The 22,379-nt window shown below is 70.1% G+C and carries 16 protein-coding genes and 1 pseudogene; 7 read left to right on the top strand and 10 right to left on the bottom strand.

Features of this window, described 5'->3' with window-relative positions:
- Positions 1 to 165: 165 nt before the first annotated feature.
- Positions 166 to 3,303, top strand: a complete 3,138-nt coding sequence (locus NS2_RS28945; RefSeq protein WP_161789514.1) for a helix-turn-helix transcriptional regulator — start codon at positions 166 to 168, stop codon at positions 3,301 to 3,303.
- Positions 3,304 to 3,306: 3 nt separating this feature from the next.
- Here the strand turns inward: NS2_RS28945 and NS2_RS28940 are convergent, their stop codons facing one another.
- Positions 3,307 to 4,257, bottom strand: a complete 951-nt coding sequence (locus tag NS2_RS28940; protein ID WP_033090513.1) for an RNA polymerase subunit sigma-70 — start codon at positions 4,255 to 4,257, stop codon at positions 3,307 to 3,309.
- A gap of 120 nt (positions 4,258 to 4,377) precedes the next feature.
- Here NS2_RS28940 and NS2_RS28935 point away from each other — a divergent pair, with 120 nt between their 5' ends.
- Positions 4,378 to 4,779: an SgcJ/EcaC family oxidoreductase gene (locus tag NS2_RS28935; RefSeq protein WP_033090514.1), complete on the top strand. Its 402-nt coding sequence runs from the start codon at positions 4,378 to 4,380 to the stop codon at positions 4,777 to 4,779.
- Between the two features lie 187 nt (positions 4,780 to 4,966).
- On the opposite strand, the gene NS2_RS28930 is transcribed toward NS2_RS28935, so the two are convergent.
- The 5 genes from NS2_RS28930 to NS2_RS36370 all read right to left on the bottom strand — a co-directional run bounded on the left by NS2_RS28930 (position 4,967) and on the right by NS2_RS36370 (position 10,081).
- Positions 4,967 to 5,482, bottom strand: coding sequence for a L,D-transpeptidase (locus NS2_RS28930; RefSeq protein WP_033090515.1), 516 nt, complete (start codon positions 5,480 to 5,482; stop codon positions 4,967 to 4,969).
- A gap of 175 nt (positions 5,483 to 5,657) precedes the next feature.
- Positions 5,658 to 6,797, bottom strand: coding sequence for an MlaD family protein (locus NS2_RS28925; RefSeq protein ID WP_231993018.1), 1,140 nt, complete (start codon positions 6,795 to 6,797; stop codon positions 5,658 to 5,660).
- A gap of 131 nt (positions 6,798 to 6,928) precedes the next feature.
- Positions 6,929 to 8,206 carry a condensation domain-containing protein gene (locus NS2_RS28920; protein WP_036548998.1) on the bottom strand — a complete coding sequence of 426 codons (1,278 nt, stop codon included), beginning with the start codon at positions 8,204 to 8,206 and terminating at the stop codon, positions 6,929 to 6,931.
- 14 nt (positions 8,207 to 8,220) lie between these two features.
- The gene (locus NS2_RS28915) at positions 8,221 to 9,222 is read right to left on the bottom strand and encodes an LLM class flavin-dependent oxidoreductase (RefSeq protein ID WP_033090517.1); all 1,002 of its coding nucleotides are present in this window, start codon (positions 9,220 to 9,222) and stop codon (positions 8,221 to 8,223) included.
- 145 nt (positions 9,223 to 9,367) lie between these two features.
- Positions 9,368 to 10,081: a helix-turn-helix domain-containing protein gene (locus NS2_RS36370; protein WP_177327154.1), complete on the bottom strand. Its 714-nt coding sequence runs from the start codon at positions 10,079 to 10,081 to the stop codon at positions 9,368 to 9,370.
- Between the two features lie 97 nt (positions 10,082 to 10,178).
- On the opposite strand from NS2_RS36370, the gene NS2_RS28905 reads away from it, so the two are divergent.
- Positions 10,179 to 11,363 carry an acyl-CoA dehydrogenase family protein gene (locus tag NS2_RS28905; RefSeq protein ID WP_036548992.1) on the top strand — a complete coding sequence of 395 codons (1,185 nt, stop codon included), beginning with the start codon at positions 10,179 to 10,181 and terminating at the stop codon, positions 11,361 to 11,363.
- A 16-nt stretch (positions 11,364 to 11,379) separates the two neighbouring features.
- On the top strand, positions 11,380 to 12,462 hold the full coding sequence (locus tag NS2_RS28900) for an acyl-CoA dehydrogenase family protein (RefSeq protein ID WP_147207357.1): 1,083 nt from the start codon (positions 11,380 to 11,382) through the stop codon (positions 12,460 to 12,462).
- Here NS2_RS28900 and NS2_RS28895 read toward each other — a convergent pair.
- On the bottom strand, positions 12,368 to 14,077 hold the full coding sequence (locus NS2_RS28895) for an NB-ARC domain-containing protein (RefSeq protein ID WP_052086917.1): 1,710 nt from the start codon (positions 14,075 to 14,077) through the stop codon (positions 12,368 to 12,370). The genes NS2_RS28900 and NS2_RS28895 overlap by 95 nt on opposite strands.
- Positions 14,001 to 15,026 carry an AfsR/SARP family transcriptional regulator gene (locus NS2_RS28890; RefSeq protein WP_158660804.1) on the bottom strand — a complete coding sequence of 342 codons (1,026 nt, stop codon included), beginning with the start codon at positions 15,024 to 15,026 and terminating at the stop codon, positions 14,001 to 14,003. The genes NS2_RS28895 and NS2_RS28890 overlap by 77 nt, the downstream gene beginning before the upstream one ends.
- 296 nt (positions 15,027 to 15,322) lie before the next feature.
- Here NS2_RS28890 and NS2_RS28885 point away from each other — a divergent pair, with 296 nt between their 5' ends.
- Positions 15,323 to 16,111, top strand: coding sequence for an RsiV family protein (locus NS2_RS28885; RefSeq protein ID WP_052086919.1), 789 nt, complete (start codon positions 15,323 to 15,325; stop codon positions 16,109 to 16,111).
- A 21-nt stretch (positions 16,112 to 16,132) separates the two neighbouring features.
- The gene (locus NS2_RS37960; protein ID WP_228102841.1) at positions 16,133 to 18,637 is read left to right on the top strand and encodes an MFS transporter; all 2,505 of its coding nucleotides are present in this window, start codon (positions 16,133 to 16,135) and stop codon (positions 18,635 to 18,637) included.
- On the opposite strand, the gene NS2_RS28875 is transcribed toward NS2_RS37960, so the two are convergent.
- Entirely contained in the window at positions 18,626 to 20,479 is a 1,854-nt protein-coding gene (locus tag NS2_RS28875) for a glycoside hydrolase family 15 protein (protein ID WP_052086920.1), read from the bottom strand. The two genes, NS2_RS37960 and NS2_RS28875, sit on opposite strands and share 12 nt — an antisense overlap.
- Positions 20,480 to 20,615: 136 nt before the next feature.
- Positions 20,616 to 21,950, bottom strand: coding sequence for a hypothetical protein (locus tag NS2_RS28870; protein WP_033090519.1), 1,335 nt, complete (start codon positions 21,948 to 21,950; stop codon positions 20,616 to 20,618).
- Between the two features lie 75 nt (positions 21,951 to 22,025).
- Between NS2_RS28870 and NS2_RS28865 the strand changes: the two are divergent.
- Positions 22,026 to 22,379: pseudogene (locus tag NS2_RS28865) on the top strand (potassium channel family protein); the annotation flags it as partial.

Here is a 22,379-nt window from a genome sequence, read left to right as displayed (position 1 = left end):
GGACACTAGAGGGCGACTGCTTCCGGGCCGAGAATCTCGCCGAATTCGACGGCCGCCCCGGAATAACTTCCGAATAAGCGCATGGACATAATCCCAGCGCAATCGGATCGGTGCGGCGCGAGATGGCCTGCCGAATTGCGAAGGTCGCGGCATGATCATGGAGTGGTGAGTTTTCCCGGCAGTAGCGTTCTGGTCGGTCGCGCCGCGGAAGTGTCCGCGCTGGTCGAATCGGTCGCCGATCCCGGGACGCACGCGGTGCTGATCGCCGGTGAGGCCGGGATCGGAAAATCCCGGCTCGTCGCGGAGTTCACCGGACGGCTCGCACCGGGGGCGCTGGTATTGATCGGCCGGTGCCCGGAGCTGGGGACCGGCGGGGTGGCTTTCGCGCCGTTCCTGGCGGTCCTGCGGGGGTTGATGCGGGAGCTCGGGGTCGCGGCGGTGGCCGAGTTGCTGCCACCGCGCCCGGCCCTGGCGAACTGGCTGCCGCAGTTGGCCGTTCACACCGGCGGCGCTCCGGCGGAGACGGACCGGATTCGGCTGTTCGGCGAAATCCTCACGGTGCTCGAGCAATTGGCGCTGACCCGCGCGGTGGTGGTGATCCTCGAGGGTCTGCACTGGGCCGACGACGCCAGCCGGGATCTGCTCACCTTCCTGGCGGCCAACCTGACCGATGCCGACGCCCTGCTCGTCGGCACCTACCGGCCCGGCGAGGCCGGACCGCTGCGCGGCCTGGTCGCCGAACTCCGCCGCAATCCCGGTGTCCGAGTGGTGGACCTGCGTCCCCTGAACCGTCACGAGGTCGGCCGTCAGCTCGCGGCCCTGCTCGGCAGGGAACCCGAACCCGCGCTCATCACCAAGGTCTTCGAACGCAGCGGCGGTAACCCGCTGTTCGTCGAGGCGCTCGGCCACGCACCCGAAGACCTGCCCTCCGGGCTGACCGATCTGCTGCTCGGCTTCGGAGCGGGCCTGTCCCCGCAGGCCCACACCATCGTCGGGCTGGCCGCCGTCATCGGCTCCCCGATACGCCACGACCTGCTGTCCGCCGCCGCCGACCTACCTCCCGCCGAACTGCACAGCGCCCTAAGCGAATTGGTCGAGCGCCACCTGCTCCTGCCTACCGACACCGGCTACGAATTCCGCCACGTCCTCATCCGCCAGGCCATCCACGACGACCTGCTCCCCGTCGAACGCACCCGCCTGCACGCCCGCCTCGCCGAGATCCTGCGCACCGAAACCCCGGAACCCACCGTCACCACCCTCGCCGAACTGGCCCACCACGCCCAAGCCGCAGGCGAGCTCCCTCGAGCCCTCACCGCCACCTGGTCCGCCGCCTCCGCCGCCCCGTCCCACCACCCCGAACGCCTCCGCCTCCTGGAACAGCTGCTCAGCCTCTGGGACCGCGTCCCGAGCCCCGAATCCCTGCTCCACACGACAAAACTCGCCGTTCTGGAACAGATCGTCGAGGTGGCTGTCGCCACCGGCGCGACCGAACGCGGCATCGCCGCCGCCGACGCCGCCCTGGCAATCCTCGACCCCGGCGGCGAAATACCCGCAGCCGAGCGTCCCGGCGCTGGTTCCAATCGTCATTCCGGTGTGGCCTCGGCCGGAATCCACCACGCGAAGCGAGAGCCCGGCCAAAAGCCCGCCGGGATGACGGGAGAGCCTTCGGCCGCCGTGCAGGGCGGGGAGATGCCGGGTACCGACATGTCCGGATCCGCCCGGGACCGAGCCGCTCCGGACGGACCCGGGCCGGGTGCGGACGGAACCGGGTCGGAGCGGGTGGCGCGGCTGTATCGGCGGCGGGCCTATTTGCGGGGCACGACGGGAGCGGGCCCAGGGGAGGACCTGGCGCGGGCGCTGGCCCTGCTGCCCGTGGAATCGCCGGGGGCCGAGCGGGCCGAGGCACTGGTGCAGTCGGCGTCGGCGCGGATTTTCCGGGGTGATGCGGTGGGGTCGGCGGCGGATGCCCGGGCGGCTCTGGTTATCGCGCAGCGACTGGAGGCCGATGCGCTGGTCGCGCGGGCCCACGCGCACCTCGGATTGGCCGGTGCGGCCGCGGCCGAAGTGGCGGCGGCGGGTCCGGCCGCAGGGGACATCTCCGTGGCACGGCCCAACGAGACCGATTGGGCCCTGGCACATTTCGCGCAGGCGCATCGGGTGGCCGCGGCGGCGGGAGATGCGCGGATCGTGGTGGATGTGGCGACGTGGGAGTCGGCCGTACTGGTCGGGGCCGGGCGGTACGAGGCCGCGATCGCGGCGGTGCGGCAGGGGTTGCGGGCGGCGCACGAGTCGTTCCGGTTCTCCGAGTCCGCCCCGATTCTGTACGTCAAGTGGGCGCAGGCGCTGGCGGCACTGGGCCGCTGGGACGAGGCCCGCGCGGTGGTCGACGCGACCCAGTTCGACGAACTGCCGCCGTTGAGCCGGGCCGCGATGCTGCTGTGCTTCGCGCGAATCTCCCTGGCGGAAGGCGATTCCGGCGGTGCCCGGACCGCCGCGATCGAGGTGGAGCGGCTGCTGGGGGACAGCCGCTGGGCCGCGCAGTACCGGCTCGAACTCGTCGCCTTGAACTGCGCGCTGGTACTGGAGTCGGGCGACGAGGCGGCCGCGGACGCGGATCTCACCACCCTGCTCACCGCCCTGGACGGGGCAGCCACCCTGTTCGCACACCCGCACGAGGCGTGGCCGTTGGTGGTGCTGGCGGCCCGGATCACCGGTGCGCCGCCGGAATTGCTGGCCATGGGTGACTCGCTACCCACTGCCTCACCGGTCGATTCGGCCCAGCGGGCCGTGTTCACCGCCCGCCTGGCCGGTTCCGCCGCCCGCTGGGCCGAAGCGGCGACCGCCTGGCGAACCGTCGAACGTCCCTACGACGTAGCGACATCACTACTCGGCCTGGCGGAATCAGCGGTGGCCGAGGGGAATCGGGCCGAGGCCGGATCGGCCCTGCGTGAACTGACCGACATCGCAACCCGACTCGGCGCGGAACCTCTACGCCGCACCGCCCAGGCCATGTCCGAACGAGCCCGGATCCCCTTGGACGGGTCGTCGAACCAGCCGTCGAAGGCCAAGGGCGGCACCGGATCCGGCCGCTTCGGCCTCACCGCCCGCGAACTCGACGTACTGCGGCTGGTAGCCAAGGGGCTGAGCAACCGCGGTCTGGCGGCCGAACTGTTCATCAGCATCAACACCGCCGGAGTGCACGTCTCCCGAATCCTCGCCAAGCTGGGTGTGGCCGGTCGCACCGAGGCAGCCGCCTTCGCACACGAACACGGGCTGCTCGCCGAGCCCGGCGAAAGCGACTGAGCCTCAGGCCGATCGCGGTGCCAGGCCGAAGACCCGGAACACCTCCTCGACCTGGTAGGCGATCATGTGCGTGATGAGACCGTCGCGAACGGTGAAGATCTGCAAGGTGTGCAGCACGTACGCGCCCGCACCGTCGCGGACGTAGGCGGCCAGGGCGGGCTGGCCGTTCGCGCCGACCGGCAGCAGTCGCCATTCGGTGCCCCGGGTGTCGAAGACCCGGCCCATGAATCCGATGTAGCCCGTGCGGCCGAAGTACCAGTTGAGCATGGGCGGCATTTCCATGATCACGTCGTCGGCCAGCAGCTTCTCCAGCGCCGCCAGATCGGCGGTGCGGAAGGCGGTCACATAGTTGTCGATCACGGCCCGCTGCTCGGCGCTCTCGGTCACCTCGTCCTCGTGAACGCCGCTCCGGCTCAAGGTCTTCCGGGCGCGCTGCAGGGCGCTGTTGACCGCCGCCGGTGACATCTCCAACGCCTCGGCCACCTGCGTGGCGGGCCAGTCCAGCACCTCGCGCAGCACCAGCACCGCCCGCTGCCGGGCGGGCAACTGCTGCATGGCCGCGACCAGCGCCAGCCGCAGACTGCCCTGCGCCACCGCGGCTTCGGACGGATCGGCCAGCATGGAGTCCGGAATCGGTTGCAGCCAAGGGATTTCCCCGCCGTGCACCAGTGCCTCGCGTGGATCGTCACCCGGCGCGTTGCCCAGCCCGGCGGGCATCGGCCGCCGCCCGCGCTGCTCGAGGGCGGTCAGACACGCATTGGTGGCGATCCGATAGAGCCAGGTTCGCATCCCGGCCCGCGACTCGTCGTAGTCGGCGCGCGCCCGCCAGGCCCGTAACAGTGTCTCCTGCACCAGATCCTCGGCATCCTGCACCGACCCCAGCATTCGATAGCAATGCGCGAGCAACTCCCGCCGGTACCGGTCGGTGCTCGCCGCGAAGTCCACGTCCGGCATGCCGTCAGCTCCTCGATTTCGGCCCTGCCGAACTTTGTACACCGCGAGCGATGAATCGGGCATGCCTCGCCGGTAGGTACTCGTGAGCCGCACCCCGCGGCCGTGATCCGAGGAGGAACCATGTCCGACACCGCCGTCCAGACCGCCGATCGCGCGGCCGTGCTCGACGTCCTGAACAGCGTCTACACCGCCTGGGCCGCCAATGACGCGGACGCCTTCGTGGCCGACTACGACCCGGACGTCACCTCGGTGCTGCCCGGCGTCTACAGCAACGGCCGCGACGCCGTCCGCGCCCGCATGGCCGCCGCCTTCCAAGGCCCGCTGCGGGGTTCGCGCGTCCTCAACCAGCCCGAACTGGTCCGCTTCCCCGTCCCCGACGCTGCCGTCGTGATCAGCCGCGACGCCATCCTCATGGCCGGAGAATCCGAACCCCCCGCCGACCGCTGGGTCCGCGCCAACTGGACGGTGATCCGCCGCGATGGCCGCTGGCTGCTGACCGCCTTCCACGCTGCTCCGGCCTGATCATCGACCGGCACACCGGCGAGGGGATTCCCCCGAATTCCCCGCGCCGGTGTGCCTTTCGCCGTGGAGATCGCGTCACCGGCGCGTTCTCTCCGCGTTGACCGGGATCCGGGCATTGCCCCCCCCGGGAACGAGCGAGCCCCCTCGGTGACCCGAGGGGGCTCGAACGATCCGACGGCGTCGTCGCCTACGGCACGACCTCGACCATGTCACCCGGGTTCAGGTAGTTGAAGAACTCGCGCGCTCCGTCCGGGGTCATCCGGATGCAGCCGTGCGACTTCTTGTCCACCGGTCCGATGTGGAAGGCGATGTCGCCGTTGAAGAACACCGCGTACTCCATCGGGGCGTTGTGCATGGTGCTCCAGTGGAACGGCTTCTTGAACGACACGTGGAACACACCCGGCGGGGTCTCGAAGCCGGGCATGCCGTGCGAGATCGGGGTGGGTCCGAAGATCACCTTGCCGTTGTCCATCAGCCACGCCTCATTGCTGCCGAGCTTGAGGCAGGCGCGCGCGCCCGCCGTCGCACACGGCGCGGTGACATCGCTGGGCGCGATGCCGGGGATGATCGCCGGGACCCCGGGCACATCCGGGCCACCGGGCCACAATGGTTCGGCTTGCGCGGGCACCGCCGCGACACCGGCGACCGCGATACCGGCGAGAACCGCCGAACGCGCCGCGAAGCCGAGGGAACTTCTGCTCATCATCGAGATTCGACCCTCTCCTAGCCTTGCCCGCCACCCTGTTCACTGCCGCCTACCAGGGCGAAGGGACATCTCTCATTGGCACAAGCATGGGACCACTGGGTACCGGAGATCATTCTGACTGGTGTGAATGGTGATTCGCGGGATAAACCGCCACAGACTCGCCGACACGCCGTCACCGAACCGGCGGCAGCGTCCGCTCGTGCGGATCCACACCGGTCGGTATATGCGCGCCGTTATTGGGCACGTCCGGGCGCGGCGCGTTCGCCGAGCCGCGAATCTGCTGGTCGGCCTGCGGGTCATTGCAGTAGTTCCAGCGCCCGAAGGTGCCGTCGGACACCACGAATGGGGCCAGCGCCGGCACCGAGTACTGACACCACGGCCGCGGCCAGGTGTCGACCACGGTGTAGAACTCGCCGTGGTGCGCGGGCACGCCCATGGCGGAGGTGCCGACCACCAGCGACGGGAACAGTGCGCGCAGCGCGGGCGTGCGCAGCAGCGCGGCCCGCACGATGGCCTGCATGGTGGTGGCCAGGCTCTGGATCGGGTCCAGGTTCCGTTCGAGGATGGCGTCGGCGAGGGCCAGCTGCCCGGGGGCCTGATCGAGCAGTTGCCGCACTTCGCCATTGGCGATCCGGGCCTGCTCGACCAGCACCTGTGAATTGCGGGTCAGCGTTTCGAGGTCGGGCTGTGCGTGCGAGGTGGTGCCCGCGATCAGGCGCAGATTCTCGATGAGGTTCACCGTCTGCGGCAGCCGGTTGTCCAAACCGGTGGTGGCCAGGCTCAATCCGTCGATGAGGCCGCGCAGTTGGTCGGGCCCGCCGCTGAGCGCGGTGTTCAGATTGTCGAGAATGACCGCGTATTTGTCCGGATCGATCTGGTCGATCATCTCATTGCTGTTGACCAGCGCCTCCCAGATCGGGATCGGCGTGCTGATCTGCCGGGGATCGAAGCGGATCACCTGACCGTCGCGCAGATACGGCGCGTCGTCGGTGCGCGGCCGGAAATCCAGGTACTGCTCGCCCGCGCCCGAGAGGGCCCCGACGTGGATGTCGGTATCGGCCGGAATCCGGTAGCGGTCATCGATTTCCGCGGTCGCGGCCACCGCGGCCCCGTTGTCGATCAGGTCGATGGCGCTGATCGATCCGACCCGGTACCCGCGCCAGGTGACGTCGTTACCGGCCTGCAAACCACCGGACCGATCCAGCTGTACGGTCACCGCGTAGGTGCTCCCGGGTTTCCGCACCCGGGCCACGTCGATCGCCAGATATCCGGCCCCGATGAGCAGGAGCGCCACCAGGGCCAGATTGCCCACCAAGATCTTATGTTCGCGCAGCACACTCAAAGGGCCCGCCTCCACCGCTGATCACAGCCAATAGGTTCGATGCACAGCAAACACCAGGCGAAACTGCGCGCAATCTAACCACAGGGGAGGCGGGACACGAATCAGGCGTTACCGATCGGCACCGTCTCGATGATCGACAGCCATCGGCCCACGATCTCGCGCACCCGCTGCGCGCCCAGCCCGCCGTTCGGGGAGTGCACCGAATAGTGCACCTGATCCACGCCTTCGGGCTTGCTGGCGCCCGCGAGCACGCTCAGATCGAACATGGTCAGCCGCGCCTGGTCCCGCGACTGCGCGTCCGGGATCCACACCCCGATATCGCCGACGAAGTTGAAGTAGAACTTGGGGAAGTTGAATTTCATGAACTGCGGCCAGCTTTCGGGGTGATGCCAGCACAGCAGCGTGAAATCTTCCGGATTCGCCGGATAGCCGGCGATGGCGTCGCGCATCCGCGTCCCGAGGTCACCGGCGACCGGCCGCAGCAGCCAGGGGTAGTCGTCGGAGATCCACGCGACCGTGCGCGACAGGTCGGTGCCGGGGCGCAGGCGGCTGTAACGGCCGTGCTTCTGCACCTGGATGGGTCGCGCCACCCCGGTCACGTCCTCGATGGCCAAACCCAGTGCCACGAGCAGGATCCGGGTGTAGCTGGCCTCGAACGCGGCGGGCAGTTCCACCAGCAGGCGCTGCGCGAGCGCACCGTCGATGACCCCGTCGACATGCGCCGACTTCGGGGTGTCCGAACGGATCTGCTGATTCGGCTCGATATCGGAGGCCGCCAGCCAGTAGTCCCGCTCGCCGACCCGGGACGGCGCGTAGCCGTCGAGGAACTCCGCCCACTCCGAACCGGTGGTCGACTCCGGTGACAGTGAAATCGGTTCTCCCGCTTCCCATTGCCGGACATAGGTGGCGATGTCGTCCCACAGCACCCACATGGCGACGGCGTCGACGGCCACGTGATGGGCGGTGAACAGCAGGATGTTCACGTCGAAGGAACGGGTGAGCAGCGTCGTGGTCACCACCCTGCCCGCGGCCGGATCCAGCCGCAGGTCGGCCGCGGCCGTCTCCCGCTCGATGAGCGCCATCACCTCGGCGCCGTCGAGGTGCTCGATATCGATGGTGCGCACCTCGAATCGGGCCGGATCGATGACCCCGCCGGACTCCGGCTCGATCTCGCAGCCCGCGCCCTCGCCGTAGCTGTAGCGGCTGCGCAGCGTCTCGTGATTGTCGATCACGGCGTCGACCAGTCGCCGGACTTCTTCGGGTCCCATGGCCACCGGGACCGGGCAGGGAAAGGTGACGCCGAAGATCGCCGGGTTCTCGTCCCAGGTCAGGAACTTCCGGGCGGCGGCCGTGAGCCGGCCGGGGCGCAGATCTGTCATCGTTGTTCTCCTGTTCACGCGATGGGGGCCGGGGCGAGTCCGACGCGGGCGAGCACGCCGTCACCGAGCAGCCGCAGGCTCTCCCAGCCCGCCTCGATGGGCAGCCCGCCGATCAAGAGGTTCATCAGGACTTCGGTTCGCCCACCGGCGATCTGGTCCCGGAGCTCGCCGGGGGTGAGGATCTCCAGGTAACTGTGGGCCCGCAGCTCATCGACCGAATCCGGTGCGCGGTCGTGCGGCCGCGGCACCTCGTCACGCCGCCAGGAGGCGTACTCGTGGACCTCGGTCAGAATGTGCGGGCCGTAGCGGCGCCAGGCGGCGTCGGGGTCCTCGTGCAGCAGGGTGAGCTTGCTGCCGGGCTCCGGCTTGTGCACGAATCCCGCCGTGCCGCAGCGGATCAGCTCCTCCTGGTACACCGCCTCCACCTCCGGCATGGCCATCGGCAGCGACAGCGGCAGCCCGAAGCGCGCCGCCCGCCGCGCCGCCGCCGCGCTCATCCCCGCGAGCATCAGCTGCGGATGCGGCGTGGTGAACGGTTTGGGGGTGACGGTGAACGGCTGCCCGCCGCGCTGGATCGGCTCGTCGCGCCAGGCGGCGAACATGAGCTCGAGCGCCTCGTCCATGAGTCTGCCGCGCCGGGTGAAGTCGCGCCCGAGCGCCGCGTATTCCTCCGGCCGGTAACCGATTCCGGCCACCACGGTGAGCCGCCCGCCGCACAGATTGTCCAGCACCGCCAGATCCTCGGCCAGGCGCACCGGATCGTAGAGCGGCACCAGCAGCGCGCCGATACTGATCCTCAGGTGCTGCGTGCGCGCCGCCACCGCCGCCGCCAGCAGCAGCGGCGCGGGCAGCCACCCGGTGCCCGAGCCGTGGTGCTCCTCGCAATTGACGACGGCGAACCCGCATCGATCCGCGTACTCGGCCATGTCCAGGGCGGCCCGGTAGCGTGCCCGATGACCGGCCAGCGGGTCGTGCACATTGGTCATATTGAGCCGGAGCGCGGCCACCACGTTCATTCAGCAAATATCGAATGCGAAGTGGCGCACGGCAATAGGGCTCACAGCCCCGGTCGGTGCCCGCGCGGGGGCGCGGCACCACCCGGAGAAGCACGCCGCCGGGCGGTGCTATCGCCAGGGGTACCGGCGCGGGCCGGGACCGGCGCTACCGCGGGGCGTCGTCGAGCAGGCCGAGCTGGGCCGCGCGGACCCCGATCTGGAAGCGGCTGCGGACTTCCAGGCGGGTCGTGAGGTCGGCGATGTGACGGCGGTAGGTGCGCAGCGACATCCCGAGGCGGCGGGCGGCGGCCTCGTCGATGAGCCCGAGATTGAGGGTATTCAGCACCGCGCGGGCGGTGGCGTCGAGCTCGATGCGAGCGGTGGCGTCGACCTCGACGTGGCTGGCGGCGGCGAGCCCGCCCAGGCCATGTCCGGATTGCCAGCTCAGCACGGCGAATTGGTGCAAGGCGCGCAGCAGCGCGGGTTCGCGGATCAGGTACGCGTAGGGGTGATCGGCCCCCGCGCCGCTCCACAGCACCGCGACCCGGCGGTCGATGATGAGCGCATTGTGGAAGTCGTTGTCCGTCACCCGGATCTGTGCGCCGCGTGCGGAATGCCGCAGCAGCGGTGAACGGTCGCGGATTTCCAGGTAGTCGGGGGAGTACAGCAGCCGCACCTGTTTGCCCGCGCTGAGCAGATCGTCGACCACCACCTGCCCGAGTCGCAGGTGATCCAGCGACGGCGCCGGATTCGAGACCGCGACCACGGCCTCGCTGCGGGCATACCGCAACAGCCGGTGGACATCCCGGTCCCAGTGCCCCTCCTGGCTGAACCGGACGACTCCGGTGGCCGGGCTGCCGGTGTGCTTGCGCTCCATCACTTTCCCGATCGTGACACCGCCGCGTACGGGCCGGGCGGAATTGGCAGCTTCCTGCCACCCGCCCGGATCCGGACGCACCGCTTCCTACGTTCATTTCATGCATATCAGTTTCAGCGAAGACCAGGACCGGTTGCGCAAGCGGTTGCGCGAGTATTTCGCGGACCTCGTCACCCCGGAGATCGGTGCGGGTCTGCGGGCGGGCCCGGGCGGCGAACACGGCGACGGCACCGTCTACAAGGAGGTCGTGCGTCAGCTGGGCCGCGACGGGTGGCTGGTGCTGGGCTGGCCGGAAGAGTATGGCGGCCAGGGGCGCTCGATGTTGGACCAGCTGATCTTCCTGGACGAGGCCGCCGCGGCGGGAGTGCCGCTGCCGTATCTGACGGTCAATACCGTCGGGCCGACCATCATGCGCTACGGCACCGAGGAACAGAAGGCGCATTTCCTGCCCCGGATCGCGCGCGGTGAATTGCATTTCTCCATCGGCTATTCCGAGCCGAGCGCGGGCACCGACCTCGCGTCGCTGCGCACCCGCGCGGTCCGCGACGGCGACGACTACGTGATCAATGGCGAGAAGATGTGGACCAGCCTCATCGAATACGCCGACTACATCTGGCTGGCGGCGCGCACCGACCCCACCGTGGGAAAGCACGCCGGGCTCTCGATCTTCATGGTGCCGACCGGCACGCCCGGGTTCTCCTGGACGAAGGTGCACACCATGGCGGGGGTGGGCACCAGCGCCACCTACTACTCCGACGTCCGGGTGCCCGCCGCGAACCTGGTGAGCGCGGAGAATCAGGGCTGGGCGCTCATCACCAACCAGCTCAATCACGAACGTGTGGCGCTCGCTTCGGCCGCGCCGCTGCAGGAATCGCTGCGGCAGGTGACCGCCTGGGCGCACGCGACCATGCTGCCCGACGGCTCCCGCGTCCTCGACGCCGAATGGGCGCGCCTGCACCTGGCCCGCGTGCACGCACACGCCGAATACCTGAAGCTGCGCAACTGGCGCACCGCCTGGGCGGCCGATCGCGGCGAACTCGGCCCGGCGGAAGCCTCGGCCACCAAGGTGTTCGGCACCGAATTCGCCATCGAGGGCTACCGGCTGCTCATGGAGGTGCTCGGCGCGGAGGCGTTGATCCGCGCCGATTCCCCCGGCGCGCTGCTGCGCGGGCGCATCGAACGCTTCCACCGCACCGCACTGATTCTGACCTTCGGCGGCGGCATCAACGAGGTGCAGCGCGACATCATCGCCAAGACCGCCCTCGGCCTGCCCGTCGCTCGCTGAGAACAGGAGTAGCACAATGGATTTCGAACTCACCGAGGCACAGCGGGAACTGTCGGGGCTGGCGCGGGAACTGCTGGCGGACTGGTCCGGGCGGCATCCGCGGCCCGACGACACCGGCTTCGACCCGCAGCTGTGGAGGGCCATGGCGGACACCGGATTACTGGAGGCCGCCCTGCCCGAACGGGTCCACGGCGGCGGCTACGGCGTGCTCGAGCAGTGCGCGATCCTGACCGAGATCGGCCGGACCGTCGCTCCCGCACCGTATTCCACGAGCATCGCCGTCGGCGCGGCCACGCTGGCCGAGTTCGGCGACGACCACCAGATCCGACGCTGGGTGCCGCCGCTGCTGCGCGGCGAAACCACGCTGGCCCCGGTGCTCGCCCGCGACTTCGCCGCCTTCGAAGCCCGGACCGGGGAACGCGGCTGGACGCTCACCGGCGCACAGTCGGCCGTCGCGACCGCCGCCTTCGCCGACACCTTCCTGATCGAGGCCCGCTGCGACGCGAATCCGATACTGGTCCTGCTGGATCGAGACACCGCGGGGCTCACCGTCACCGGGCAGCACCTGGTCGACGGCACCGACGCGGCCCTGCTCGAGCTGCGCAACGTATCGGTCCCCGGGGAGAACGTCATCGTCGCACCCGGTGCCGCGGCCTGGGCCGCCCGACGCGCCACCCTCGCCACCTGCGCCCGGCAACTCGGCATTCTCGAACGGGCCCTCGAAATGAACTGCGAATACGCCCGCACCAGAAAGCAATTCGATAAGACCATCGGCAGCTTCCAAGCGGTCCGCCAGCGCCTGGCCGACGCCTACATCGACGTCGAGGCCGTCCGCCTGACCCTCTGGCAGGCCGCCTGGCGCGAATCCCACGCCCTACCCGCCGACCCCGAACTCGCGGTAGCCAAATTCTGGGCCGCCGAAGCCGGCCACCGAGTCGCCCACACCGCCGTCCACGTCCACGCCAGCACCGGCATCTACCTCGACTACCCGACACAGCGCTACTTCACCGCCGCCAAACGCACCGAATTCGAATCCGGCCCAGCCACCACCCAACTCCGCCACCTGAGCACCCACATCGCCGCACCCCAACCCCATTGACCGACGATTCCCGCGCCAGCGCTCGCTCGTGGTCGTCGAGCATCGAACGGGTGGCGGCCAATTCGTGGGTGGCCCAGCCCAGCGCGACCGCGTTGGAGGATTCGCCGGCCCGCTCGGCCACCGCGACCGCCTCGGCGTACTGCCCGGATTCGCACAGGGTGCGGGTGGCCAGCGCCAGAATCCACGCCTCCAGCGATCGGTCGCCCAGGCTGCGCGTCCAGGCCACGGCGTTGGCGTAGTGGCGATGCGAATCCTTGGTATTGCCCGTGCGCCGATCCGCCACCCCGAGCAGAATCTCGGCCAGTACCTGCAATCGGCGTTCGGCATTGTCGCCGGGCTGCGAAATCGGTTGCAGGAACTCCAGACTCGCCTCCACCTCGCCGAGCCCGATCTGGAGCATGGCCCCCAGCGCCACCCGCAGACGGCGGGCGCTGGGATGGTCCTCGATCCGGATCGCGGTCTCCAGCAGGGCCCGCAACGAATCGGCCAGCTCGCGGGCGCGGCTGCCGGTGTCCATGAGCTCGGCCATCACCCAGGCCAGATCCGCCGCCAGCGCCACCGCCCGGCCGCCGAGGCGCGCCGCCTGCCGGTGCAGCGCGATGATCACCGGCCGCTCGATATCGTTCCAGGCCTGCCCCTCGGCACCGCAGTCGAAGGTGTGCCCGGGCACCGTGGTCGGCACCAGCAGCAGCGTGGTGTTGCTGTAATCCAGTGCGCCGAGCAGGTTTTTGGCGCTGGCCAGGTAGTAGTCCAGCAGCCGGACCAGGATCTCGCCCTCGCCCTCGGCCGGGTCCCGGCTCGCGACATTGCCCGCCAGCCCGGCGGCGAACAGCCGCAGCAGATCGTGGAAGCGGTACCGGCCGGGCGCGGGCGTCTCGAGCAGGCTCAGATCCACCAGCGACTCGCACACCAGCTCGGCCTGCGGCACCGGCACGCCCAGCAGCGCGGCCGCGCCGTCCACCGGGAAGTCCGGCACATCGGCGCGGGCCAGCATGCGGAAGGCCCTGGCCTGCTCGGCATTCAGCTGCCCGTAGCCGAGCCGGAAGGCCGCCTCCAGGGTGAGCTCGCCGGTCTGCAGCACCTCCAGCCGCCGACTCTCGTCGGCCAGCCGCCGCGCCAGCGAGGCGATGGTCCACTGCGGCCGCACCGCCAGCCGCGCGCCGACGATGCGCACCGCCAGCGGCAGGCCCGCGCACTGATCGATGACCGCGTAGGCCGCATCCGGTTCGGCCGCAACACGTTCGGCGCCGAGCACGCGGGTCAGCAGGGTGATGGCCTCCTCGCGTTCGAGCACGTCGAGGCGGGTGCGCCGGACCGCGGGCAGTTCGGTGAGCGCGGACCGGCTGGTTATCAGCACCGCGGTGCCGGGCGTGCCCGGCAGCAGCTGCGCCACCTGGGCGCTGTCGCGGGCATTGTCGAGCAGCACCAGGATCCGCTTGTCGCTCAACAGGGTTCGCAGCTGCGCGGCCCGATCGTCCACGGCGGGCGGAATATCGCCCTCGGCCACCCCGAGCCCGCGCAGGAACCCGCCCAGCGCGTCACCCGGCGGCACCGGCTCGGGATCTACGCCGCGCAGATTCACATACAGCTGCCCGTCCGGGAACCGGTCGCGCACCCGGTGGGCGACGTGCAGGGCGAGGGGTGGTCTTGCCGACCCCGCCCATGCCGCCCACCGCCGAGATGGCGATCGCCGGTCCGCCGCCGGTCAGCTGGTCGGCGATCTCCTCGGCCACGGCCGAGCGCCCGGTGAAATCGGCGATGTCGGGCGGCAATTGGGCCGGGGTGACCAGCGGGCGGGCCGGGCGCAGCACCGGCGGCAGCTCAGCGCGCAGGATCCGCGCGTGCACCTCGCTCAGCTCGGGTCCGGGCTCCACGCCCACGCCGTCGACCAGGGCGCGGCGGGCGCGCCCGTACTCCTCGAGCGCCTCGGCCTGGCGGCCGCAGTGATAGAGCGCGGTCATGAGCAGCGCGCGGAAGCGCTCCCGCAGCGGATGCTCCTCGATGAGCGACCCGAGTTCGCCGACCGCCTCGGCACTGCGGCCGGTTTCGATGTCGCGGGCCAGCCGGTCCTCGAGAATGGACAGCCGCCACTCCTCGAGCCGAGCCCGCTGGCGTTCGGCATAGGGCCCGGGCAGCCCGCCCAGGGCCGCGCCCTGCCAGCGGCCCAGCGCCGACTCCAGGGTCTCGCGGGCCTTGCCCGGATCCTCGTGGCGCAGCCGCTCGGCGGCGGCCACGTGATCCTCGACCTCGTGGATATCGGTGTGGCCGGGCGGGAGTCGCAGCGCGTAGCCGTCGCCGATGGAGATGAGCAGCGTGGACGGTCCGTGATTGACACGCTCGGGTTCGAGCTCGCGGCGCAGCTTGGCCACGTGGGTACGCAGCGCGGGCACCGCGCGCAGCACCGGGTCCTCACCCCAGATGCCCGCCACCAGTTCGGCGGCGGTGACCGCCTTGCCCTCGCGCAGCAGCAGGGCCGCGAGCACGGCGCGCCGCTGTGGCGGACCGAGATCCAAGGGCGTGTCCCCACGCCACGCGCGGACCTCGCCGAGTACTGCAAACCTCAACAAACCGACCTCCCCGTCCGAAAGTGTAGGGGACAAAGTCTGCGATGATCCGCCGACTATCCTGCACCGATCCGGATCTCCCATCCTGGAATATCTGCCCCGATGTCCGGCAGCATCAATCACCGCGCGCCCCCGCGGCGGGATTCACCGTGCGCCCCCGCACGTGCTGTCGAGCCGAGTCGTGCCGGAGGATGCGGCCGTTGGCCGATCATTGGTGGGTTCCAAGCGGCGGGCCGGAGTCTGAGCGTGGGCGTCGAACGAAGCCGGACGTCCCCGATCACTCCTGGAGGCATCCCATGCGGGTCAAGTCCGCCGCAGTCCTGGCCCTGTGTGCCGTGTCCTTCGGCCTGGCGGCGTGCAATTCACCGCAGACCCCGGCGGGCGGGACCACCGTCACGCCCACCGCGCCGGTCACCGTCACCCCGACCTCGGCGTCGCCGGGCGACGCGCAGGCGCAGGGCGCCGACCGGTTCTACGTCCTCGATGACGAGTTCAAGGACACCAAGGGCGCGCTGACCTACGACGTGCACGTCCCGCAGCTCGGCTACCGGGGCAAGGGCGGGAACTTCGAGGCCGCCCGCGGATTCAACGACTGCATGGTCTTCCGGTTCAACGACTTCCTGACCCAGTACGCGAAGGCGCAGTGGATCAAGGACGACAGCCGCAATTCCGAGGTCGAGCACATCGGCGAACATGTCCTGAGCGGACTGCTGTGGGTCAGCGTCTACGGCGGCGGGGCGCACCCGTTCACCGTGGAGTCCACCTGCGTGGTGAATGTCGACAACGCCGAATCGCTCACCCTGAAGGACGTTTTCACCAACGAGAACAAGGGGCTCGAGGTGCTCTCGGCGCAGGCCGCCAAGCTGCTGCCCACCACCCGCGCGGGCGACGGCTACACCAAGGCCGGAATCACGCCCACCCGCGAGCATTTCCAGGTCTGGACGGCGACGCCGCAGGGCATGCACGTGTACTTCCAGCAGGGACAGGTCGGGCCCGAGGCGGCCGGACCGGTCGATATCACCGTCCCGTGGTCGGCCCTGAAATCCCAGTTGAAACCCGGCATGTACGAGGCGTTGTCCAGCTGATTCGCGACGTAACCTGAGCTCGTGGCGGTAATCAACGACGCGTCGCACCCCGGGGGCAAGGGGGTGTCGAGGGCGGCGCGACCCGGCATCGCGCTGGCCACCCTCACCGCGGTCCTGTTCGTCACCTTCCTCGACACCACCGTGGTCAGCGTCGCCCTGGCCGACATCCGGTCCGACCTCAGCACCGATGTGACGCTGCTGCAATGGGTGGTCAATGCCTACACGCTGGTGTTCGCCGGCCTCATGCTGGCGGCCGGATCGCTGGGCGACCCCTGGGGGCGCAAGCGGGTGATGGTCGCCGGACTGGCCATCTTCTGTGCGGGATCGGTGCTTTCGGCGCTGGCGGGCAGCGTGCCCGCGCTCATCGCCGGGCGGGCGGTGATGGGGCTGGGCGCGGCGGCCTCGGAGCCGGGCACGTTATCGATACTGCGGCAGGTGTTTCCGGATCCCCGCCGCCGGGCCAAGGCGCTGGGCGTGTGGTCGGCGGTGTCCGGCCTGGCGCTGGCCGCCGGTCCGGTGCTGGGCGGCGTACTGGTGGACTGGTACGGGTGGCGGTCGATCTTCTGGTTCAACGTGATCATCGGCGTCGTGGTCTTCGCGGCCGCGCTGCGCTATGTCCCCGAGAGCGCCGACCCGCAACCCGGACCGATGGACTGGGGCGGATCCCTGCTCGGCGCGATCACGCTCGGCACGGTGATCTACGCGGCGATCAGCGGTGAGAACCGCGGTTACGGTGCGCCGTCGGTGGTCGCGCTGTTCGTCGCCGGGGGACTTGCGTTCTTCGGCTTCGTGGCGGTGGAGACGCGGGTTCGCAACCCCGTCTTCGATTTCCGTTATCTGCGGCTGCCGCCGGTGCGCAGCGCGCTGGGCGTAGCGTTCGCAGTCTACTTCGGCGTCTTCTCGATCTTCTTCTTCACCGCCCTGTATCTCCAGGTGATGATCCACTATTCGGCCGCGCGCACGGCCGCGGTGTTCGCGCCGATGGCGGCCGCCATCGTGGTGGGCTCGCTGGCCGCGGGCCGGTGGGTGGCGCGCACCGACGCGCGCACCCCGATGATCACCGGCTGCGTGGTGAGCGCCGCCGGGATCGCGCTGACCCGGCACGCCCTGGCGGGCTCGATCTCCTTCGCGGAACTGTCGGCGACCCTGGCGCTGGCCGGGCTCGGCTTCGGAATCGCCGTGGTGCCCTTGACCTCCGCCGTGCTGAGTGGGGTGCCCGTGGCGCATTCGGGCATGGCGGCCGCCGCCACCAACACCATGCGCCAGGTCGGCGCGGCGGTCGGCGTCGCGGTGCTGGGTTCGCTGGTCAACGGCTTCCTCACCGCGGATCTGCGGGCCAAGCTCACCGAATTGGGGCTGCCGCCGGAGTTGCAGCCGACCGCCATCGACGCGGTGGAGCGCGGGCGGATCCCCAGCGGCATCGATCTGGGCGCCATGCTGAAGTACGCGTCGAAGGTGCCCGAGGCACTGCGGACCGGGACCGTGGCCTTCCATCACGGACTCGATGTGGCACTGCTGGTTTCGGCGCTCATGATCCTGGCGGCCGCGGTGTTCTCGGTGCTCACCCTCAACGAGCAGGGTGACACCCGGCGATGGTGGCGCGAATTGCCCCCGGCCATGGGCGCTTTCGTGATGGCCACCGGAATCATCTCCGTGGGACTGCATCTGACCGGTTTCGAGACGCTCTCACGCGCCGGGCTGGTGCTCGCCGCCATCATCTGGCTCGCGCTGGCCACCGATTTCGGGTCCCGGCTGCTGTGGACCCACACCCGATGGGAGAGCGAGGCGGATACGCCACCGGCGTTGACGGCCGTCGGCGCCACCACCGTGCTCGGCACCCGAATCGCCCTGCTCGGTTGGCATTTCGCAGCCACCGCGCTGCTGGTGATCGCCGCAATCGTGTGGCCGGTGCTGCTCGGGCTGGTGATCGCGCACTGGAATCGGCGCATGCCCGGCGCGGTGTTCCTGGTCTGCGTGGCCACCGAGGGCCTGGCCGTGCTGGGCGCGACGCTGGCGCGGGCCGGGGTCGGCGACTGGCTCGCGGTGGCGGCGCTGATGTGTTTCGTGCTCGGATTGCTGTTGTACGCGGCGGCTTTCGCGCATTTCGATCTCACGCAGATCTGGCGCGGGGCCGGGGATCACTGGGTCATGACCGGTGCGCTGGCCATCTCGGCGCTGGCCGGTTCGCAACTCGTCGGCTGGCACCATTGGACCGGATGGCTGGATTCGATCCTGCGGACCCTGACCCTGGCGCTGGTCGGCCTCAATCTCGCGTTCTACGTGCTGCTGGTGGTGGCCGAGGTGGTCAGCTTCCGGCCCGGCTACAACCTGCGCCGCTGGGCCACGGTGTTCCTGCTCGGTATGACGGCGGTCGCGGCGCTGTCGGCCGGTGCCGCACTGGATTCGGCGTGGGCGCGACTGCTGGGCCGGGCATTGCTGGCGGTGGCCGCCGCGACCTGGCTGCTCGTCGCCGCCGAACTGATCGGCACGCGCGTGCGCCGCGCGAGCACCGACTCACCGGCCTGAGCCCGACCCGGCCGCCGCGGGCGCGGGCCGCGCGTCCAGCGCCCGGTCGAGGGTGATCGCCGCGTCGATGAGCGCCAGATGGGTGAACGCCTGCGGAAAGTTGCCGAGCTGATCCCCGGTCAGCCCGATCTCCTCGGCGTAGAGCCCCAAATGGTTTGCGTAGGTGAGCATCTTCTCGAACACCAGCCGGGCCTGGGCCACATTCCCGGCCCGCGCGAGCGCGTTCACATAGTTGAACGTGCACAGCGAGAAGGTGCCCTCGTCGCCTTCCAGCCCGTCCGGGGAGGCGGCCGGGTCGTAGCGGTGGACCAGGCTGTCGGTGACGAGATCGTGGCGGATGGCCGACAGCGTCGAGAGCCACAGCGGGTCGCGCGGCGCGACGAACCCGACCTGCACCATGCGCAGCAGCGAGGAATCCAGCACCTCCGAGTCGTAACGCTGCACGAAGGCGCGCCGCCGCGGATGCCAGCCGCGCTCCCACAGCTGATCGTGAATCCGGTCGCGGTGCTCGCGCCAGCGCTCGACCGGGCCCGGCAGCCCGTGCTTGTTGGCCAGCCGCACCGCGCGGTCGAAGGCCACCCAGCTCATCAGCCGCCCGTAGGTGAATTCCGCACGGCCGCCGCGGGTTTCCCAGATGCCCTCCTCGGGCCGGTCCCAGTTCTCGCCCAGCCAGTCCAGCAGCCCGGTCACGTCCTGCCAGCCCTCGTGGCTGATCCGCAGCCCGCGCCGGTCGGCCTGATAGATGCTGTCGAGCAGTTCGCCGTAGATATCGAGCTGCAATTGGCCCGACGCGTCATTGCCGATGCGTACCGGAGCCGAGCCGCGGTAGCCCTCCCATCCCTCGATCACCTCCTCGGTCAGGTCCGAGGAGCCGTCGATGCGGTACATGATCTGCAACGGTTCCCCCTTGCCCCGGTACAGACCGCGCAGCCAGCGCGCGAAAGCCGTTGCTTCCTCGGTGAACCCGAGCGCGAGCAGCGAGTACACCGAGAAGGAGGCGTCGCGGATCCAGGCGTAGCGGTAGTCCCAATTGCGTTCCCCGCCCAGCTGTTCGGGCAGCCCGGCGGTGGGCGCGGCCACGATGGCCCCGGTCGGCGCGTAGGTCAGCAGCTTGAGTGTGATGGCCGAGCGGTGCACGATCTCGCGCCAGCGTCCGCGATAGGTCGAGTGGGCCAGCCACCGGTGCCAGAAGTCCACGGTGTCCTGGAAGATCTGCTCGATCTCGGCGACCCGGACGGCCTGCGCCGGGCGGGGCGCACCGGATTCCATCACGAATCCGCGCATCTGCCCGGCCTCGAGCGGGAGCAGCCCGTGCAGGGCGCCGCGCTCGGTGATCTGGATCTGCGCCAGCCGCGGATCGCCGGGCTCGCGCACCGCGTGCAGGGTCAAACCCGCCGGGCCGCACTCGAAGACGGCTCCCTCGTCATCGATGTGGGTGGTGTGGGTGCGGCGGCCGTAGTCGAAACTCGGGGCGATATCGAGTTCGAAGGTGATGTGCCCGCGCACGCAGCGCAGCATGCGCACCAGGCGGTGCCGATCGGTGGAGTCGCCGCCGGTGACCGGCATGAAGTCGATGACCTCGCCGGTGCCGACATCGGTCATGAAGCGCGTCACCAGGATCGCGGTGTCGGGGAAGTACATCTGCCGGCTGTGAAAGGGCCGCTGGGCGGGCTGCACCCGGCAGTGCCCGCCGCGTTCGTGATCCACCAGCGCGGCGAAGACGGTGGGCGAATCGAAACGGGGGCAGCAGTACCAGTCGACGGTGCCGTCGGTGGCGACCAGTGCGGCGGTTTGCAGATCGCCGATCAGGCCGTGGTCCGCGATCGGTGGATAGTTCTGCACGATGGCTCCTCACGGTCGTTGGGACGCGGGCGGCGGGAGCACCGCCCGCGCGTCCACCACGTTGCCCCGGGCCGGGGCGGCGGGCCTCATGCGCGGCGGATGATTCCGGTGCGACAGGGATGAGAATCGCTCGGTCTCACGGGGATTCGGTCCCGGTGTCGGCCCGGCCCAGGAACTCGACGGCGGCCAGCAGCACCAGTCCCGTCAGCGCCAGACCCGCCACCACGAACCCGCTCGGGTACGGCCAGAACAACAGGGCCAGCACCAGGACCGCGATCACCGCCAGCCGCAAGGGCATTCGATACCGGGCGGTGAACACCTCGACGGCATTGGGCGGCCGCTCGTACCGGCCGCGCCACAGCGACCGCAGCGCGCGCTGGGTCTCCCGGCGCACCGTGCCCGCCGATGGCGACGGCCCGGCCAGATAGGCGGCGGCCGCCACCACCAGCCCGAGCACCCCCACCGCACGCAGGGCGGTGCGCAACGGCCGCACGACGGTGTCGAACAAGGCTGTCGCGGCATCCGGTGACAACGCGTCGGTCGGCACCGTGTCCAGATAGATCGTGCGCCCGATCAGCAGCGCGATCCCCAGCGCCAGCATGGCCGCCACCCCGCTCCACGCCGCCAGCGCCAGCGCGCGCAGCCTGCGGCCCGATGGCGCGAGCCGGACCGCGCCGACCACCGCGGCCACCGCCAGCAGCGGCAGCACCGTGGCGCTGCGATCGAGGGCCCGGACCGCCTGCTTGGCGGCGGGCAGGTGCGTCGCCTGGAACAGGGCGACCCGGGTGTCGATGTCGGGAATGTGATCGGCGAATCGGAAACCCTTCTCGTCCAGCCGATCCCGGACCTCGGCCAGGAACGGCTGCAACGAGATGCTGATGGTGCCGTCGGCCGAGACCTGCACGCCGGGCCGGGTGTCCCCGGTGAGCACCGCCGTCAACGCCTGATGCGCGAGCCGATTGGCGGTATTCCAGGCCTGCTGGAACTCGGCGCTGCTCACCAGTGCCAGCGCCGTCTGGTGAATGTAGTTCTGCGCCTGGGTGGCCACCAGCGGCGGCAGGCTCTCCAGCGCCGCGGCCACCCGCGGCCGATCCGCCACCTGGGCGACATTGTCGGTGAGCGCGGCGACGGCCTGCGCGGTCACCTGCTCGATATCGACGCGGGTCACGATGGCGTCGGTGAGCTTGTCGGCCAGTTCATTTCGGATCGCGGGTTGAGCCGCCAGCGGCGCGACGGTGGCGACATAGTGATCGGTGTCGTAGATCTCGCTGCGTGCGAAACGGGCCACCACGCTGCCCAGGATCAGCACCCCGGCCAGCACCAGCAGCACGCCCACCCCGATCCAGCGCGCGGCGTGCCCGCGCCGGACGGTGCCGTAGGTCGCCCGCAGGCTGTCCAGTTCCGCGCGTTCGGATTCCGTCAGCGCGTCGGGAACCGGTTCCTGGGGTTGGGAATCCGGATTCTCGTTCATCGTATTTCCCTCTCGTCGGAAAGTCGGTGCCGCACCGCCGAATTAGGGTTGCCGGGCGGGGTAGCGTGGACAGGTATGCCGGACAATGGAAATGCGCCGAAATCGGAGCGGCCGCCGCGCAAGGTGTGGTGGTGGGCGGTACTGCGCCCGCTCGCGACCATTACCGTCCTGCTGCTGGCCTATTTCCTGCTGCCCCTGCGGCAGGTGTCCGACCTGCCCGCGCTGGTGCTGCTCATCGGCGGCGTCGCGGTGGCCGCGGCGGTCGGCACCTGGCAGGTGCGCCGAATTCTGCGGGTGAAATATCCACTGGTGCAGGCGATGGAGGCGCTGGCCGCCATTTTCGGCTGCTATGTCATCGGATTCGCGACGCTGTATTACGTCACCGCGGGTGCGGCCCCCGCCGATTTCAATGTGTCACTCACCCGCTCG

It is taken from the genome of Nocardia seriolae NBRC 15557 (assembly GCF_007990715.1).
In the GTDB taxonomy this organism is placed as follows: Bacteria; Actinomycetota; Actinomycetes; order Mycobacteriales; family Mycobacteriaceae; genus Nocardia; species Nocardia seriolae.
The sequence above is the reverse complement of the archived record's forward strand: the minus strand, read 5'-3'. Positions and strand labels throughout refer to the sequence as shown.

Coding starts and splice junctions, on each gene's coding strand:
- NS2_RS28940 (WP_033090513.1), bottom strand. CDS start 4,257: ATGCCGGACGTGGACTTCGCGGCGAGCACCGACCGGTACCGGCGGGAG.
- NS2_RS28935 (WP_033090514.1), top strand. CDS start 4,378: ATGTCCGACACCGCCGTCCAGACCGCCGATCGCGCGGCCGTGCTCGAC.
- NS2_RS28930 (WP_033090515.1), bottom strand. CDS start 5,482: ATGAGCAGAAGTTCCCTCGGCTTCGCGGCGCGTTCGGCGGTTCTCGCC.
- NS2_RS28920 (WP_036548998.1), bottom strand. CDS start 8,206: ATGACAGATCTGCGCCCCGGCCGGCTCACGGCCGCCGCCCGGAAGTTC.
- NS2_RS28915 (WP_033090517.1), bottom strand. CDS start 9,222: ATGAACGTGGTGGCCGCGCTCCGGCTCAATATGACCAATGTGCACGAC.
- NS2_RS28905 (WP_036548992.1), top strand. CDS start 10,179: ATGCATATCAGTTTCAGCGAAGACCAGGACCGGTTGCGCAAGCGGTTG.
- NS2_RS28900 (WP_147207357.1), top strand. CDS start 11,380: ATGGATTTCGAACTCACCGAGGCACAGCGGGAACTGTCGGGGCTGGCG.
- NS2_RS28885 (WP_052086919.1), top strand. CDS start 15,323: ATGCGGGTCAAGTCCGCCGCAGTCCTGGCCCTGTGTGCCGTGTCCTTC.
- NS2_RS28870 (WP_033090519.1), bottom strand. CDS start 21,950: ATGAACGAGAATCCGGATTCCCAACCCCAGGAACCGGTTCCCGACGCG.